This window comes from Nocardiopsis flavescens, assembly GCF_900141985.1.
Taxonomy (GTDB): domain Bacteria; phylum Actinomycetota; class Actinomycetes; order Streptosporangiales; family Streptosporangiaceae; genus Nocardiopsis; species Nocardiopsis flavescens.
Genome location: NZ_FQZK01000002.1, coordinates 410,203 through 424,148, shown reverse-complemented (window position 1 = coordinate 424,148; position 13,946 = coordinate 410,203). Strand labels below are relative to the sequence as shown.

The following is a 13,946-nucleotide window of genomic DNA, read 5'->3' as shown; positions in this document are numbered from 1 at the left end:
TTCCCGTATGACGGGAACCGGGCCGTGCACTGTGCGGGACCCCGGCCCGAGTCGGCCTCCGCTAGCGCCAGGAGTTCTGGCCGCCGGTGGAGGTGGGCTGTCCTGCGGCGCCCTCGGGGTCCCCCACCGTGATGGCGTGCTCGACGAGGGTGATGAGCGTCGACTTGGTGGAGGCCCTGTCGCGGGCGTCCACCTGGACGATCGGGATCTCCGGGCTGAGCGTGAGCGCGTCCCGGACCTCGTCCGCGGCGTGGGGGTAGTACCCGTCGAACCCGTTGATCGCCACGATGAAGGGCAGTCGCGCCTCTTCGAAGTAGTCGATCGCGGGGAAGCAGTCCGCGAGGCGGCGGGTGTCCACCAGGACCACGGCGCCGATGGCGCCCTTGACCAGGTCGTCCCACATGAACCAGAACCGGTGCTGTCCGGGCGTGCCGAACAGGTACAGGATCAGGTCCGAGTCGAGCGAGACACGGCCGAAGTCCATGGCGACGGTCGTGGTCTGCTTGTCCGGCGTCTTTGCGAGGTCGTCGACCCCGACGCTGGCGCTGGTCATGACCGCTTCGGTGGTCAGCGGCACGATTTCGGAGACGGAGCCCACGAATGTCGTCTTCCCGACACCGAAGCCCCCGGCGACGACGATCTTGACCGACGTCATCGCGTTCCCCCCAGCACCGCCTTCCTCGGCCGGGCTAGAGCTTGCGAAGTCCACTGAGCACCCTTTCAAGCAGGTTGGTGTTCGGGCGGGCGTCGTTGTTGAGCGAAGACCTGATCTGGACCAGTCCCTGCTCGGACATGTCCGCCACAAGCACCCGCGCCACTCCGAGGGGCATCCGTAGAAGCGCGGAGATCTCCGCCACGGAACGCCACTCCCGGCACAGGTCGCTGATCGCCTGCCATTCGGGCGTCAGCGTGCCTGACTCGTTGCGGGCCGTCGTCGTCGTCGAGATCAGAGCTTCGAGGGGAAGCTGCGACTTCGGCTTGGTACGGCCCTTGGTCACCGCGTAGGGGCGGACCAGAGAACTGGGCGCGCTTCCCGCGGCGGATCGTTGATCGTACGGTTGTTGGATAGGTCGGGGAACATCTCCGCCGCCCGGAACGGCCGGGATCCCCCCTGTGGGGGGACCGCCCGGCTGTTGTCCGAACCACGAGGCGCTCCCGGCATCTCTACTGTGAGGTGCCACCACTTCCTCCTGTCGGTGGTGGATCAGTGGATTCCCGAGGTGCGCGCCGCTGGTGTCAGCGCCCGCCCCGCCCGCTCGACGAGCAGGGTCATCTCGTACGCGACCAGACCGAGGTCGCTCTCCGCGGAGGCCAGGACCGCGAGGCAGGAGCCGTCGCTGATGGCCATGATGAGCATCAGCCCCCGCTCCATCTCCACGACGGTCTGGGCGACCGCTCCACCCTCGAACACCCGGGCCGCGCCCTGGGTCAGGCTGGACAGGCCGGAGGCGATCGCCGCCAGCTGGTCGGCCCGGTCGGCCGGGAAACCCGCGGACGACGCCAGCGGCAGACCGTCGGACGAGACGACGATCGCGTGGGCGACATCGGGTACCCGGTCGGCAAAGTCAGTGATCAACCAGTTGAGTTCATTCACCTGTCGACTCATCTGATCTCCTGTCCAATTTCGCCGGCTGGTCTCTTCGGCACTGCTACCGCCGGCGCGGCATGTGACAGCACTGCCTCTGCAACTGCCCGGACCCTCCCGTGGGGGTGGTCGGGAGCCTGGTGTTCGATTCTCTGAGAGCGACGGGTGCGCGTCCGAGAAGCTCGGTAGATGTTATTGCATTCGGCTTCCCCGAATAAGGGGGACCCCGTCCCGCCGTCGTCCACTCCGGTCACCCCTCCGACTGCCCGTCGCCCAGGCGGTTGCGGCCGTCGCGGACGCCCTTCTGGAACCCCGAGAACCGGTTACGGACGCGATCCGCGCTGCGGGTCGGCATCTGCTTGAAGTTCTCCGGCTTGGGTGCCGTCCCAGGGACAAGGTTTGCCTTGGGAACCCGTTTTGGCAACCCCGAGGTGGTCAGCCCTCCCGCGATCGGCTCGGCGGCCGACCGCGCGGCCTTCCAGCCGCGGTCCGCGGCGGAGTTCCACTCCTGCTCGGAGCGGGTCTCCGGCTCGGGCTCGCGCGCGGGCCGGCGCTCCGGGGCCGCGGGGGCGGCCGGCGCGGCCGGGGCCGCGGGAGCCGCCTGGGCCGCCGGGGCGGCGGGCGCCTCCGGGACCTGGCGCATGGGGCCGGTCTCGGTGGTGTCGACCGTGGGCCCGCCGGAGCGGCGGCGGAACCAGTTGGACTCGATGGCGTCGAAGATCGGCAGCGAGTCGTTCTCCTCGCCGCCCGGGGACGGCGGGACGACCGTGTTCCCGGCCGGGCCCTGGGCCGCGCCGTAGCGGCGGGACAGGTAGGCCGTGGAGCCGTAGCCCTCCCGGCCCTCCCCGGCGCCGTTGCCCGCGCGCCAGGAGCCGGTGTCGTTGGCCGCCGGGGGCCGCTGGCCGCCGCTCCAGTCCGCGGAGGACGGGGACGCGGGGGCCGCCGGGGCGGCCGACGAGGCGGAGACCGCCGGGAACGTCTCGGTGTCGGGCTCCTCGCGGCGGACGTCGCGGCGGTCGCCGGCCTCGCCCCGGGAGCCGGTGAACGCGTCGGACGCGGGGCGCTCGGAGCGCCCGCCGCCGAAGGCGTCGTAGCTCTCGGGCTCGGGGCGCCGGAACGCGCCGGTGTCGGACGGGCGGCGGAACGCGCCGGTGTCCGCGGGCCGGTCGAACAGGCTGCCCTCGGAGGGCCGGTCGAACGACCCGGTCTCCACCGGGCGGTCGAAGGCGCCGCCGTCCACGGGCCGGCTGAAGGAGCCGGTGTCCGTGGCGCGGTCCACGGGGCGCTCGAAGAGCGATCCGCCGCTCTCCTCGCGCGGGGCCGGGTCGAAGAGGCTGTGGCCGGTGCTCTCGGGCGCCGGGGCGGCCTCCTCCCGGGACTCGTACGGGTCCACGACCCGGCGGTGGGAGCCGGTCTCGCCGGGCAGCGCGCCGGAGCCGGAGGCGGTGCCCCACACGGAGTCGGACTCGGCGGGGTCGGCGTTGCCGCCGCTGTTCCACAGGTCCTGGCCGCTGGGCGGGTGCTCGTCGGGGCGCGAGGAGGAGATCCCGGGCTGGCGCTTGGGCAGGCCGGCGCCGAGGTCGGCCGGGCCGTCCTGGCCCTGCCAGGCGTCGGTCGGCTCGGGCGCGGCCGGGCCGGAGGCGAAGGCCGCCTCGGCGTCGGCGTAGGTGTTCGGCGTGCCGGAGGAGAGCTCCAGGCGGCTGTCGGCGCCGCCCAGGGCGTGCTGGCCCTCGACCGGGGTGATGAGCAGGTCCGGCGGGAGGACGACGACCGCGGTGGTGCCGCCGCCGTGCGCCTCCTTGAGGTTCATGCGGATGCCGTGGCGGTGGGCCAGGCGCGAGACCACGAACAGGCCCATGCGGCGCGAGACCGCGACGTCGATGACCGGCGGGGAGGCCAGGCGGGCGTTGATCGCCGCCAGGTCCTCGGCCGCCATGCCGATGCCGCTGTCGGTGACGTCGACCTGCACGGCGCCGCTGTCGAGGTTCTTGGCGCTGACCAGGACCTCGGTGTCGTGCGGGGAGAACGAGGTGGCGTTCTCCACCAGCTCGGCGACGAGGTGGATGACGTCGTTGACCGGGCGGCCCAGCACCGAGATGTGGGAGGGGGCCCGGACGTTGACGCGCTCGTACTGCTCGACCTCGGAGACCGCGCCGCGCAGCACGTCGACCAGCGGGACCGGCTGGGCCCACTTGCGGGTGTTGTCCTGCCCGGAGAGGACCAGGAGGTTCTCGTTGTTGCGGCGCATGCGCGTCGCGAGGTGGTCGAGCTGGAAGAGGTCGGACAGGCGGTCGGAGTCCTGCTCCGACTGCTCCAGGCCGTCGATGAGGCGCAGCTGCCGTTCCACCAGGGTCTGGCTGCGGCGGGAGAGGTTGACGAACATCGCGTTGACGTTGCTGCGCAGGGCGGCCTCGTCGGAGGCCAGTGTCAGGGCCACGCGGTGGACGTCGTCGAAGGCGCGGGCCACCTCGCCGATCTCGTCGTGGGTGTCGACCTCGATCTGGGTGACCTTGACGTTCTCGGGGACCGCCCCGGCCTCCTGCATCCGGTTGATCGCGTCCGGCAGGTCGCGCTCGGCGACCCGGCGGGCGCCGTCCTCCAGGGTGCGCAGCGGGCGCACCAGGGAGCGGACCACCAGGGAGGTGAGGATGAAGACGGCCAGGAGCACGCCGGCGACGACCACGAGGTCGATGAGGGCGCGGGTGAGCGCCTCGCCGCGCAGCTCGGCGGCGTCGTTCTGGATGCCCCGGGCGACCTCGTCCTCGACGTCCTGGAGCTTGCTCAGCGCGACCCCGGCGATCTCGATGTAGTCGGCGGGGCCGTCGTTGGAGGTGACGCCGCTCAGGGCCGCGTCGCGCTCGGCGCGGTACATGACGCGCATGCGCATCGTCGAGACCTGGCTGACCTGGAGGCCGGTGAAGTTCTCGTCGAAGACGTCGCGCTGGGAGGGCGAGGCCGCCTGGATGAAGTTGGAGATCTCGTTGTCGTAGCGCGCGCGGCTGGAGTCGATCGCCTCGGCGATGCCGCCGGTCATCGAGTTGCGGAAGAGCGAGTGGCTCATCAGCGCGGTCTCGTAGGACAGCTGGTCGCGGGCGTTGGACAGGGCCGTCAGCGTGCGCACGCTCTCACGCAGGTCGGTGTCGCCGGTCTCGTCCGCGATCGTCTGGTTGAACTCGGTGAGGGACCGGGTGATGGTGCGGTACTTGGTGACGACGGGGAGCACCGTGATGCGGGTGTCGTCGACCTCGTCGCGCAGCGAGTCCAGCGTGGTGAGCTGGGTCCGCATGTTGTTGAGGCGGTTGTTGGCGAGGCTGCCGTCGACCTCGCCGATGTCCTCCAGCCGCACCGTGAGGCTCTGCTGGAGGTCGCGGGTGGCCGCGCGCTCCTCCTCCAGGTCCTGCCGCTTCTCGTCGGACCGCCGCGCGGGGTCGGGGTCGTCCGAGATGTAGACCGCGCTGGCGCTGCGCTCGCGGCCCAGCTGGTTGGCCAGCTCCACGATCAGGACGCCGACCTCGGCGCGGTCCTCGATGTGGGCGTGGGTGACCGTTGAGACCGCGGCCTCATAGACCCGCAGACCACCGAGGGCGAGAGCCACGGCGGTGGGGATGACGATGAGGGCCACCAGGCGGGAACGCACCCGCCAGTTACGTGGCCTCCACCAATCGGGTCTGCGCTGGGGCGCGGCATCGGCTCGTTCGGCCTGCGCTGCCTCGCTTTGCGCGCTGGCCCCGTTTTTCGTCGCTCGTGTCGACACGGACCCTCGCAACCTTTCGTGTCACCGCCGTGAACGGCTGTCGGTACCCAGGGCCGACCGCTCCGGCCCGAAGATGACTCGGGCACATCGGCATGGACCACGGGTGGCCACCGAACCGGTAAGCGGTGGGGAATGTGGGGAGATGTGAAGACTGTCCGCCGGACTCGCCTGGGAGGAGAGGAGCCGCCCACCCGACCAAAGAGTTCCAGTGGGTGCGCGTGCGGTGGATAGCGTATCAATGGGGGCGAAGGGATCGCTGCGGTCGTTCACGCCCTACAGGGCAAGATCATCCGCGCCCACCAGACCCCATAATGCCGTCATTGTCGGCATTATTACCAATCTGCCTGGTCAGCACCAGGGACCGAAACCCGACCAAGTGGTCGGGTAACTTTTTGGACACACCATCAGCTTCCCCTCCAAGGCCACCTCGACATGACATCGTGACAATACGTACACGCAGGTCCGGGGGAGGAAGCGGGCATGTGCGCCGTATTGCGCCCGCCGTTGAACACGGTGAGTAATGACCGAAAAGCGGAACGTTCGAGCAGCGCAGCAAGGGCGGGTGACTTCGGTCGCCTATTTTCGGTCAGGTCCGCACTTCCGTGGGGTCTCGCCGTGCTGATGGCGTTCTCCTGTCCCTCCCCCGCCGCCGCGCAACCGGGCGACCCCCGGGTCGAGCTGGCCGCGCTGCGCGCGGAGCTGGAGGTGCTGCGCGCCGACGCCGGGGAGCGGATCGAGGAGTACCTCGCCGAGCGCGCGCTCCTGGAGGAGCTGGCCGGGGAGCGCAGGGCCGCCGAGGGCCTGGCCGAGGAGGCCCGGGGGCGCGGGGAGGCCTCCCGGCTGGCCGTGGCCCGCCAGGCCGCCGCCGTCTACAAGGGCGCCGACCTGTCCCCCGTGCGCACCCTGCTCGGCTCCGGGGGGCCGGCGGGGATGCTGGACCTGGCCGCCGACCTGGACCTGCTGGGCGACCACCGCTCCGCGGAGCTGGGCCGGGCCCGGGCCGCCGGGGTGGCCGCCGACACCCTCTCGGAGTCGGCGCGCGGGGCCGAGCGGGAGCAGCGCGCGGCCACCGAGCGGGCCGGGGAGGCCCGGGAGGAGGCCGAGGAGGCGATCCTGGTCCAGGAGGAGGCCCTGACCGGCCTGATCGCCGAGCAGACCCGGCTGGAGGCCCTCCAGGAGGGGCCGGGGGGCGCCGGCGGGGGCGGCACGCCCCGCGAGGCCCGCGGCGCGGCGGGCGGGGACTCCCCGGACGCCGGGCGGGGCGGGGCGGGCGGGGGAGCCTGCACCGGGGACGGCGCGGCCCCGCACCCCAACGGACGCATCCCCGAGTCCGGGCTGTGCCCCCTCCCCCAGCCCGGGGAGCGGCTGCGCGCGGACGCCGCGGCGGCGTTCGTCGAGCTGGACGCCGCCTACCGGGAGGAGTTCGGCCGCGCGATGTGCGTGACCGACTCCTACCGCCCGTACCACGAGCAGGTGGCGCTGTTCGAGCAGATGCTGCCGGGCATGGCGGCCCGGCCCGGGACCAGCACGCACGGGAGGGGGCTCGCCGTCGACCTGTGCGGGGGCGTGAACGTCCTGGACAGCGCGGAGCACGCGTGGATGCTCTCCCACGCCCCCGCGTTCGGCTGGGACAACCCGTCCTGGGCGCGCGGCGGCTTCGAGCCGTGGCACTGGGAGTACGCGCCCTGACCCCGGGGCGCGGCCGGGCCGGTCAGACCCGGGAGCCGACCCGGACCTCGTAGGAGCCCAGCTCGCCCAGGTCCACGAACACCTCGTCGCCCTCGGCCAGCGGACCGGAGTCCACCGGCAGCAGGGCGTTGATCCGCCCCGCGGCACGGGACAGCCGGGGGTCGTCCGGGTCCAGCGCGGCGCGCCCGCGCTCGGTACCGTCGACCTCCACCGCCGCCTCCCAGGAGGAGATCGGCTCGTCGGAGGTGACCAGGACCGGGCCCAGGCCGAACAGGACGGGCTCCCCCGCGGCGTCCAGCCACAGGCAGGCGGGTGTGCGGGCGTCCACCCGCCCCGGTGCGCCGGCGACCGCCGCCAGCCCCACACGGGCGCTGTGGGCGGTCGCGGGGACGGGGTCGTCGACCGCGCCGACCAGGTGCGGGGGGACCTCCCAGACGTCGGTGCCCGAGCCGACCGCCACCGGCGCGGCCGGGGAGAGCGGGGCGCACATGCGCGCCTCCCACTCGACGATGATCTCGATCGGTGCCCGGCGGGCGCTCTCCAGCACCCCTGCCAGGGCCGGCACGCCGTCGGCCAGCAGCTCGTCGAGGCCGCGCGGGTCGGGAACGCCGAGCACGTCGCCGTCGTCCAGCGCGCCCACGCGCTCGCCACCGCCGCTCGGCGACAGGTAGGTCACCCAGCGCACAGCATCCTCCTCAGGTTCCCCCGCACCGTCCGCACCGCGGCGGCGGGACCCTCAGATCGCCACGGTCGGGCTGTGCTCCTTGCCGGTGCCCGCGCATCCGCGGCACGGCTCGTCGACCCGGAGCCAGACGATGATCCCACTCGCGTCCCGGTGCGGCCTCTCGGGCCGCCACCAGCCGGTGCCCGAGCAGAACCTGCAGTCCAGGCCGTCCCGGTCGCACCATCCGCACGAAGAGATCGCACACCGGGTGTGCGTCGGTTCCCGCATCGGGTTCATGCGCCCCCACCGTCTCGCGCGAAGTCGCGACCAGCCTTGCACATGCATCTGCACACGTCCACCCGTAGGGGCGGTCCGGCGGCCCTCCGGCGGGGTCCCCCGGAGCGGTGTCCTGGCCGGTCAGGCCGACTCCCGGACCACCAGGCGGGTGTCGAGCATGACGGTCTCGGACTCGGCTGCACGCGGAATCGCGACGTCCACGAGCAGGCGCGCCATCTCCTGGCCCATCTGGACGGAGGGCTGGTGGACGGTGGTGAGCGCGGGGTCGCTGTAGTGGGCCATGAGGGTGTCGTCGTGGCCGACCACCGCGATGTCGTCGGGCACCCGCAGCCCGCGGGCGCGCAGGACCCGCAGCCCGCCGATGGCCATCATGTCCGAGGCGATGAAGACCGCCTCGGGCGCGGGTCCGCCGTCGAGCAGCCGCTCCATGGCCTCGGCCCCGCCCTCGACGCTGAAGTCGCCCTGGACGACGAACCCGTCCTCGATCGCGATGCCCGCCTCGGCCATGACCCGCTGGTACCCGCGCAGGCGCTCCACGCCCGCGTACATGTCCAGGGGCCCGGTCACGGTGGCGACCCGGCGGTAGCCCTTCTCCACGAGGTAGCGGACCGCCTTCTCGGCGCTGCCGACGTTGTCGATGTCGACCCAGAAGGGGGAGGGGACCTCGGCGAGCGGCCGGCCGCCGTGCACGACCGGCACACCGGCCGCGGCCAGGCGCCGGGGCAGGGGGTCGTCGCGGTGCAGGGACACCAGCAGCGCCCCGTCCACGTGGAAGCCGCTGAGGTAGTCGCCGACCCGCTTGTGCTCGGCCTCGCTGCGGGCGGTGGTGAGCATCAGCTGGAGGTCGCGCTCGTGCAGGACCGAGCTGACGCCGCGGACGATGTCGGCGAAGAAGGGGTCGGAGAAGAGCCGGTCGCGGAGTTCGGAGACGACCAGGGCGATCGTGTCCGTGCGCCGGGTGACCAGGGTGCGCGCGGCCTGGTTGGGGCTGTAGCCGAGCTCGGCGATCGCGTTGTGGACCGCCTCCCGGGTACGCGGGCTCACCTGCGCCGACCCGTTGATCACCCGGGAGACGGTCCCGCGGCCCACGCCGGCCCGCTCCGCCACCATCTCCAGGGTCGGACGCCGCCGCCCGCCACCGTCAACGCTCTTGGCCACTTCGCGTGCTCCCTCTGGGAAAATCGTGCGCCGCCGCGGCCGGTGGTACCGGCCGCGGCGGCCTCGGATGTCCGCCCCGTCCCGGGGCGGCCTGCCTTTTCTAGCGCTCCGGGAACCGTCCCGTGGCCGCCAGGCGGGAGTACCACTCGCCGCTGTCCTTGACCGTGCGCACCTGCGTGTCGTAGTCGACGTGCACGATCCCGAAACGGCGGGAGTATCCCCACGCCCACTCGAAATTATCCAGAAGCGACCAGGCGAAGTAGCCGCGCAGGGGCACCCCGGCGTGGATCGCCTCCTTGGCGGCCCGGAGGTGGCCCTCGTAGTAGGCGAGCCGGTCGGTGTCGTGGACCGCGCCGTCCTCGGTGACGGTGTCCTCGAAGGCGCAGCCGTTCTCGGTGACGTAGAGGTCGATGCCGCCGGCCTCACCGCCCAGGCGGAGCAGCACGTCGTACAGCCCGGTGGGGTCGATCTCCCAGCCCATGTGGGTGACGGGCAGCCCCTGGGAGACGTGCACCTCCTCGGGCTCGGCGCCGAGCCAGGCCCCGCCCTCGCCGCTGACCAGCGCCGGGTCCAGGCCCTTGGCGGAGGCGGCGACGAACTCGGGCGAGTAGTAGTTGATCCCGAGGAAGTCCAGCGGCGCCGAGGTGATCTCCAGGTCGCCGTCGGCGATGAAGGAGAAGTCGCTGACGGAGGCGAGGTCCTCCAGCACGTCGGCGGGGTAGCTGCCCTTGAGCAGGGGGTCGGTGAAGATGCGGTTGCGCACGCCGTCGGCCCGGCGGGCGGAGCGGGCGTCGGCCGCGCTGGGGCCGTGGGGCCGGATGACCGCCTGGTTGTGGGCCAGGCCCACCCGGGAGGGGTGGCCGGTGGAGCGGATGGCCTCGGCGGCCAGCCCGTGCCCGAGCAGCAGGTGGTGCGAGGCGGCCAGGGCGGCGGCGGGGTCGCGGTGGCCGGGCGCGTGGTGGCCGTTCTCGTAGCCGAGGAAGGCCGAGCACCAGGGCTCGTTGATCGTCATCCAGTTGGTGACGCGGTCGCCGAGCGAGTCCGCCACGACCTGCGCGTAGTCGCGGAACCGGTACGCGGTCTCGCGCGCGGGCCAGCCGCCGGCGTCCTCCAGGGTCTGGGGCAGGTCCCAGTGGTAGAGGGTGGCCCAGGGCTGGATCCCGGCCTCCAGCAGGGTGTCGACCAGGCGGTTGTAGAAGTCGAGGCCGGCCTGGTTGACCTCGCCGCTCCCCTGGGGGAGGATGCGCGGCCAGGCGATGGAGAACCGGTAGGCGCCCAGGTTGAGCCGGCTCATGAGCGCGACGTCCTCGGCGTAGCGGTGGTAGTGGTCGTCGGCGGGGTCGCCGGTGTCGCCGCCCAGGACCTTGCCGGGGGTCTCGGCGAAGGTGTCCCAGATGCTGCGGCCGCGGCCGTCGGCGGTGGTGGCGCCTTCGATCTGGAACGAGGCGGTGGCCGCCCCCCAGAGGAAGCCCTCAGGGAAATCGCTGTGATTGCTCACTTGTCAGGTACGCACCTTCCATGACGAGGGGACATCGCGTATGGGAGCGCTCCCACAAAACAAGCAGACCGGACACCTTGTGTCAATCGACGAAAGTCACCCCGAAACAGAACCGTTACGCGGGCGGGGACGCAGGTGGCGCCCGCCTCCCCGCCCGCCGCGGCGGCCTAGTCGGACGGACCGGAGGCCGGCGGCGAGGCCTCCCCGCCGACCGGGATGACGATGCCCTGCCAGCGCTCCTCCATGAAGTCGCGGACCCGCGGGCTGTGCAGCAGCTCGTCCAGCCGCACGATGTCCTCGGCGCCGGCGTCCTCGGAGCGCACCACCAGCCCGTTGGCGTACGGGTTGTTCTCGGTGCCCTCCCAGGCCAGCGCGTTGGCCGTCTCCGGCAGGTCCGCCTCCAGGGCGTAGTTGCCGTTGACCACGGCCGCGTCCAGGTCCTGGAGCGAGCGCGGCAGCTGCGCCGCCTCCACCGGGGTGATCTCGACGCCGAGCGGGCCGTCCTCCACGTCGTCCAGCGCGGGCGAGCCCCCGGCGCCCTCGGCGCCCTCGGCCAGGGAGATGACGCCGGAGTCGGCCAGCAGGCGCAGCGCTCGTCCCAGGTTCGAGGTGTCGTTGGGCACCCCGATCTCGGCGCCCCGGGGCAGGTCCTCCAGGTCGGCGGCGTCCTCGGAGTAGACCCCGAACGCCTCCAGGTGCACGTCGGAGACGTAGGAGAGGTCGGCGTCGGTGTTGCCCGCCAGGTACTCCTCCAGGAAGGGCACCGTCTGGTAGTAGTTGGCGTCCAGCTCGCCCTCGGCGAGGGCGGCGTTGGGCTGGTTGTAGTCGGTGTACTCGACGATCTCCAGGCGCAGACCCGCGTCCGCGGCCAGGTTCTCCTCGACGAACCGCAGGATCTCGGCGTGCGGGGTGGGGGTGGCGCCCACGCGCAGGGCGGTGAGCCCCTCGTCGTCGGTCCCCTCCCCCGCGCGCTCGCTCGGACTGCCGCAGGCCGCCAGCACGGCCGCGGCGAGCGCCGCCGCCCCTGCCCCGCGCAGCGCGCGCCCCCACGGCGCCCCTGCCCTGTCTCCGGTCATCGCTTCTCCACTCCAGACGGGTCGGACAACTTCCGGGGGGCGGGGGCCGGGGGGCGCCGGGTCAGCGGCGGGTGAGCCTGCGCACCAGCAGGTCGCCCAGGCTCTGGGCGGCCTGCACGATGACGATGAGCAGGATGACGGTGGCCCACAGGTAGTGGTCGTTGAAGCGCTGGTAGCCCTCGCGGATGGCCAGGTCGCCCAGGCCGCCGCCGCCGATCGCCCCGGCCATCGCCGAGTACGAGATGAGGGCGACCACGGTCATCACCAGGCCCGCGATGAGGCCGGGCAGCGCCTCGGGGAGCATCACCTTGCCGACGATCGTGATCCTGCGGGTGCCCATGGCGTGCGCGGCCTCGACGACCCCCCGGTCCACCTCGCGCAGGGAGGTCTCCACCAGCCGGGCGAAGAAGGGGATCGCGCCGATGCTCAGGGGGACGATCGCCGCCGTCGGGCCCAGGGTGGTCCCGACCAGGAAGCGGGTGAGGGAGAGCACCGCCACCATCAGGACGATGAACGGCAGCGAGCGGCCGATGTTGACGACGGCGCTGAGGACGGCGCGCACCGCGGGCGCGGGCGTGAGGCCGCCCCGGTCGGTGGTGATGAGCAGCACGCCCAGGGGCAGGCCGACCAGCACGCTGAAGACCGTCGCCCACAGCACCATGTAGACGGTGTCCTGGGTGGCCAGCCACAGGCTGGGCCACATGTTCGGCCAGTCCCGGACGAAGGCGGCCACGGCCTCCCAGGGCCCGGCGGCCTCGGCGCTCGCGGCCAGGAGCAGGACGTCGGCGGGGTTGGCGATCACTTTCCGGCCTCCTCGACCAGCAGGCCGTGCTCGGACAGGTACGTCAGGGCCTCGGCCCGGCGGGCGCCGCGGACGTCCACGCCCAGGCGCCCCACGGACTGGCCCGCGACCCGCTCCACGCCGCCGCCGAGGATGTTGACGTCCACGTCGAAGCGGCGGGTGAGCTCGGACATCAGGGGCTCGTCGAACGAGCGGGGGTAGGTCACGACGACCGTGTCGGGGCCCGCCAGGTCGGGCAGCGGGAAGAGGGAGCGGGCCAGCAGCGACCCGGGCGTGCCGATGAGGTCGAGCACCCGGCCCGCCTCGCGGAACTCCCCGTCCTCCATGATCGCGGCGGAGTCGCAGATCTTCTTGATCACGTCCATCTCGTGGGTGATCAGCAGGATGGTCAGCCCCAGCTCGTCGCGCAGGCTGCGCAGCAGCCCGAGGATCGACTCGGTGGTGGCCGGGTCCAGGGCGGAGGTGGCCTCGTCGCTCAGCAGCACCCGGGGGCGCGAGGCCAGCGCGCGGGCGATGCCCACGCGCTGCTTCTGCCCGCCGGAGAGCTGGGAGGGGTAGGCGCGGGCCTTGTCGCCCAGGCCGACCAGTTCGAGGAGTTCGCCCACGCGGGTGCGGCGCTCGGCGCGGCCGACCCCGGCGACCTCCAGGGGGAAGCCGACGTTGCCCGCGACGGTGCGCGAGGAGAGCAGGGCGAAGTGCTGGTGGACCATGCCGATGCCGCGGCGGGCGGTGCGCAGCCGCGCCCCGCTCAGGGAGGTGAGCTCCTCCCCGCCGACCGTGACGGTCCCGGCGTCGGGCCGCTCCAGGAGGTTGACGGAGCGGAGCAGGGTGCTCTTGCCCGCGCCGCTCTGCCCCACGACACCGAAGATCTCGCCGGACTCCACGTGCAGGTCGACGCCGTTCAAGGCGGTCACCCGGTGTTTCTTCAACCTGTAGACCTTGTGCAGGCCCACTGCGTCAATCACGGTCTTCCCATCGACGTTGGCCAGGGCGCCCGGTGCCGGCGGACGGGCGCGGAGAGTCTCGACGTGGGATCGACGCCCACGTCAGAGCGTACGGAGCGGTCCCGGACCGGGTGGGGGCGACGCGCCGGAGCGGTGCGTGCGGCGGTCGGGGCACGGAAATCCTCGCAAATTACCGGGCGGCCGGTACCGGTCGCCCGCGCAGGTGGAGGAGGCGGGGTCAGGCGGACGTGCGACAACAGCACCCGCGGCACCGCTTCCGGGTGTCATCGCAGGTGGCGGGGGGTTTCGCCGGGGTACGTCCAGGAGCCTTCACATTCCCTACTCAACCACGGGGGAACGGGTCTGTTCACCGAAATCACACCCCGGAACCGGGTTATCTGTGCCACATCACCCCCGTTTGTCGCATACGAAATCATCCGATCACTCCCGTACGGCTTCGGGAGTGCCTACACTCATGA

12 protein-coding genes are annotated in these 13,946 nt (G+C 72.6%); 1 reads left to right on the top strand and 11 read right to left on the bottom strand.

Going from position 1 to position 13,946, the window contains the following annotated elements:
• Positions 1-61: 61 nt before the first annotated feature.
• From BUE45_RS06155 to BUE45_RS06140, 4 genes are all read right to left on the bottom strand, one after another.
• Positions 62-655, bottom strand: coding sequence for a GTP-binding protein (locus tag BUE45_RS06155; RefSeq protein ID WP_017572034.1), 594 nt, complete (start codon positions 653-655; stop codon positions 62-64).
• A 34-nt stretch (positions 656-689) separates the two neighbouring features.
• Positions 690-1,106, bottom strand: a complete 417-nt coding sequence (locus BUE45_RS06150) for a DUF742 domain-containing protein (protein ID WP_378662551.1) — start codon at positions 1,104-1,106, stop codon at positions 690-692.
• A 98-nt stretch (positions 1,107-1,204) separates the two neighbouring features.
• Positions 1,205-1,606, bottom strand: a complete 402-nt coding sequence (locus BUE45_RS06145; RefSeq protein WP_073376201.1) for a roadblock/LC7 domain-containing protein — start codon at positions 1,604-1,606, stop codon at positions 1,205-1,207.
• Positions 1,607-1,835: 229 nt separating this feature from the next.
• A complete protein-coding gene (locus BUE45_RS06140) occupies positions 1,836-5,222 on the bottom strand; it encodes a sensor histidine kinase (protein WP_073376199.1) in 3,387 nt (1,128 codons plus the stop codon).
• Between the two features lie 738 nt (positions 5,223-5,960).
• Between BUE45_RS06140 and BUE45_RS06135 the strand changes: the two genes are divergently transcribed.
• Entirely contained in the window at positions 5,961-7,028 is a 1,068-nt protein-coding gene (locus tag BUE45_RS06135) for a M15 family metallopeptidase (protein WP_143173277.1), read from the top strand.
• A gap of 22 nt (positions 7,029-7,050) precedes the next feature.
• On the opposite strand, the gene BUE45_RS06130 is transcribed toward BUE45_RS06135, so the two are convergent.
• The 7 genes from BUE45_RS06130 to BUE45_RS06100 form a co-directional block, all read right to left on the bottom strand.
• The gene (locus BUE45_RS06130; RefSeq protein ID WP_073376197.1) at positions 7,051-7,713 is read right to left on the bottom strand and encodes a hypothetical protein; all 663 of its coding nucleotides are present in this window, start codon (positions 7,711-7,713) and stop codon (positions 7,051-7,053) included.
• A 51-nt stretch (positions 7,714-7,764) separates the two neighbouring features.
• Positions 7,765-7,989: a hypothetical protein gene (locus BUE45_RS33220; RefSeq protein ID WP_073376195.1), complete on the bottom strand. Its 225-nt coding sequence runs from the start codon at positions 7,987-7,989 to the stop codon at positions 7,765-7,767.
• A 120-nt stretch (positions 7,990-8,109) separates the two neighbouring features.
• Complete coding sequence (locus tag BUE45_RS06120; protein ID WP_378662925.1) at positions 8,110-9,099, bottom strand: LacI family DNA-binding transcriptional regulator; 990 nt, start codon at positions 9,097-9,099, stop codon at positions 8,110-8,112.
• A gap of 148 nt (positions 9,100-9,247) precedes the next feature.
• Positions 9,248-10,645, bottom strand: a complete 1,398-nt coding sequence (locus tag BUE45_RS06115) for a GH1 family beta-glucosidase (protein WP_073376191.1) — start codon at positions 10,643-10,645, stop codon at positions 9,248-9,250.
• 167 nt (positions 10,646-10,812) lie between these two features.
• The gene (locus BUE45_RS06110) at positions 10,813-11,721 is read right to left on the bottom strand and encodes a MetQ/NlpA family ABC transporter substrate-binding protein (protein WP_073376188.1); all 909 of its coding nucleotides are present in this window, start codon (positions 11,719-11,721) and stop codon (positions 10,813-10,815) included.
• Positions 11,722-11,782: 61 nt separating this feature from the next.
• Positions 11,783-12,523 (bottom strand): methionine ABC transporter permease, encoded by a 741-nt coding sequence (locus tag BUE45_RS06105; RefSeq protein WP_143173276.1) that lies wholly within the window; start codon positions 12,521-12,523, stop codon positions 11,783-11,785.
• The gene (locus tag BUE45_RS06100; protein ID WP_073376185.1) at positions 12,520-13,476 is read right to left on the bottom strand and encodes a methionine ABC transporter ATP-binding protein; all 957 of its coding nucleotides are present in this window, start codon (positions 13,474-13,476) and stop codon (positions 12,520-12,522) included. The genes BUE45_RS06105 and BUE45_RS06100 overlap by 4 nt, the downstream gene beginning before the upstream one ends.
• Positions 13,477-13,946 lie beyond the last annotated feature (470 nt).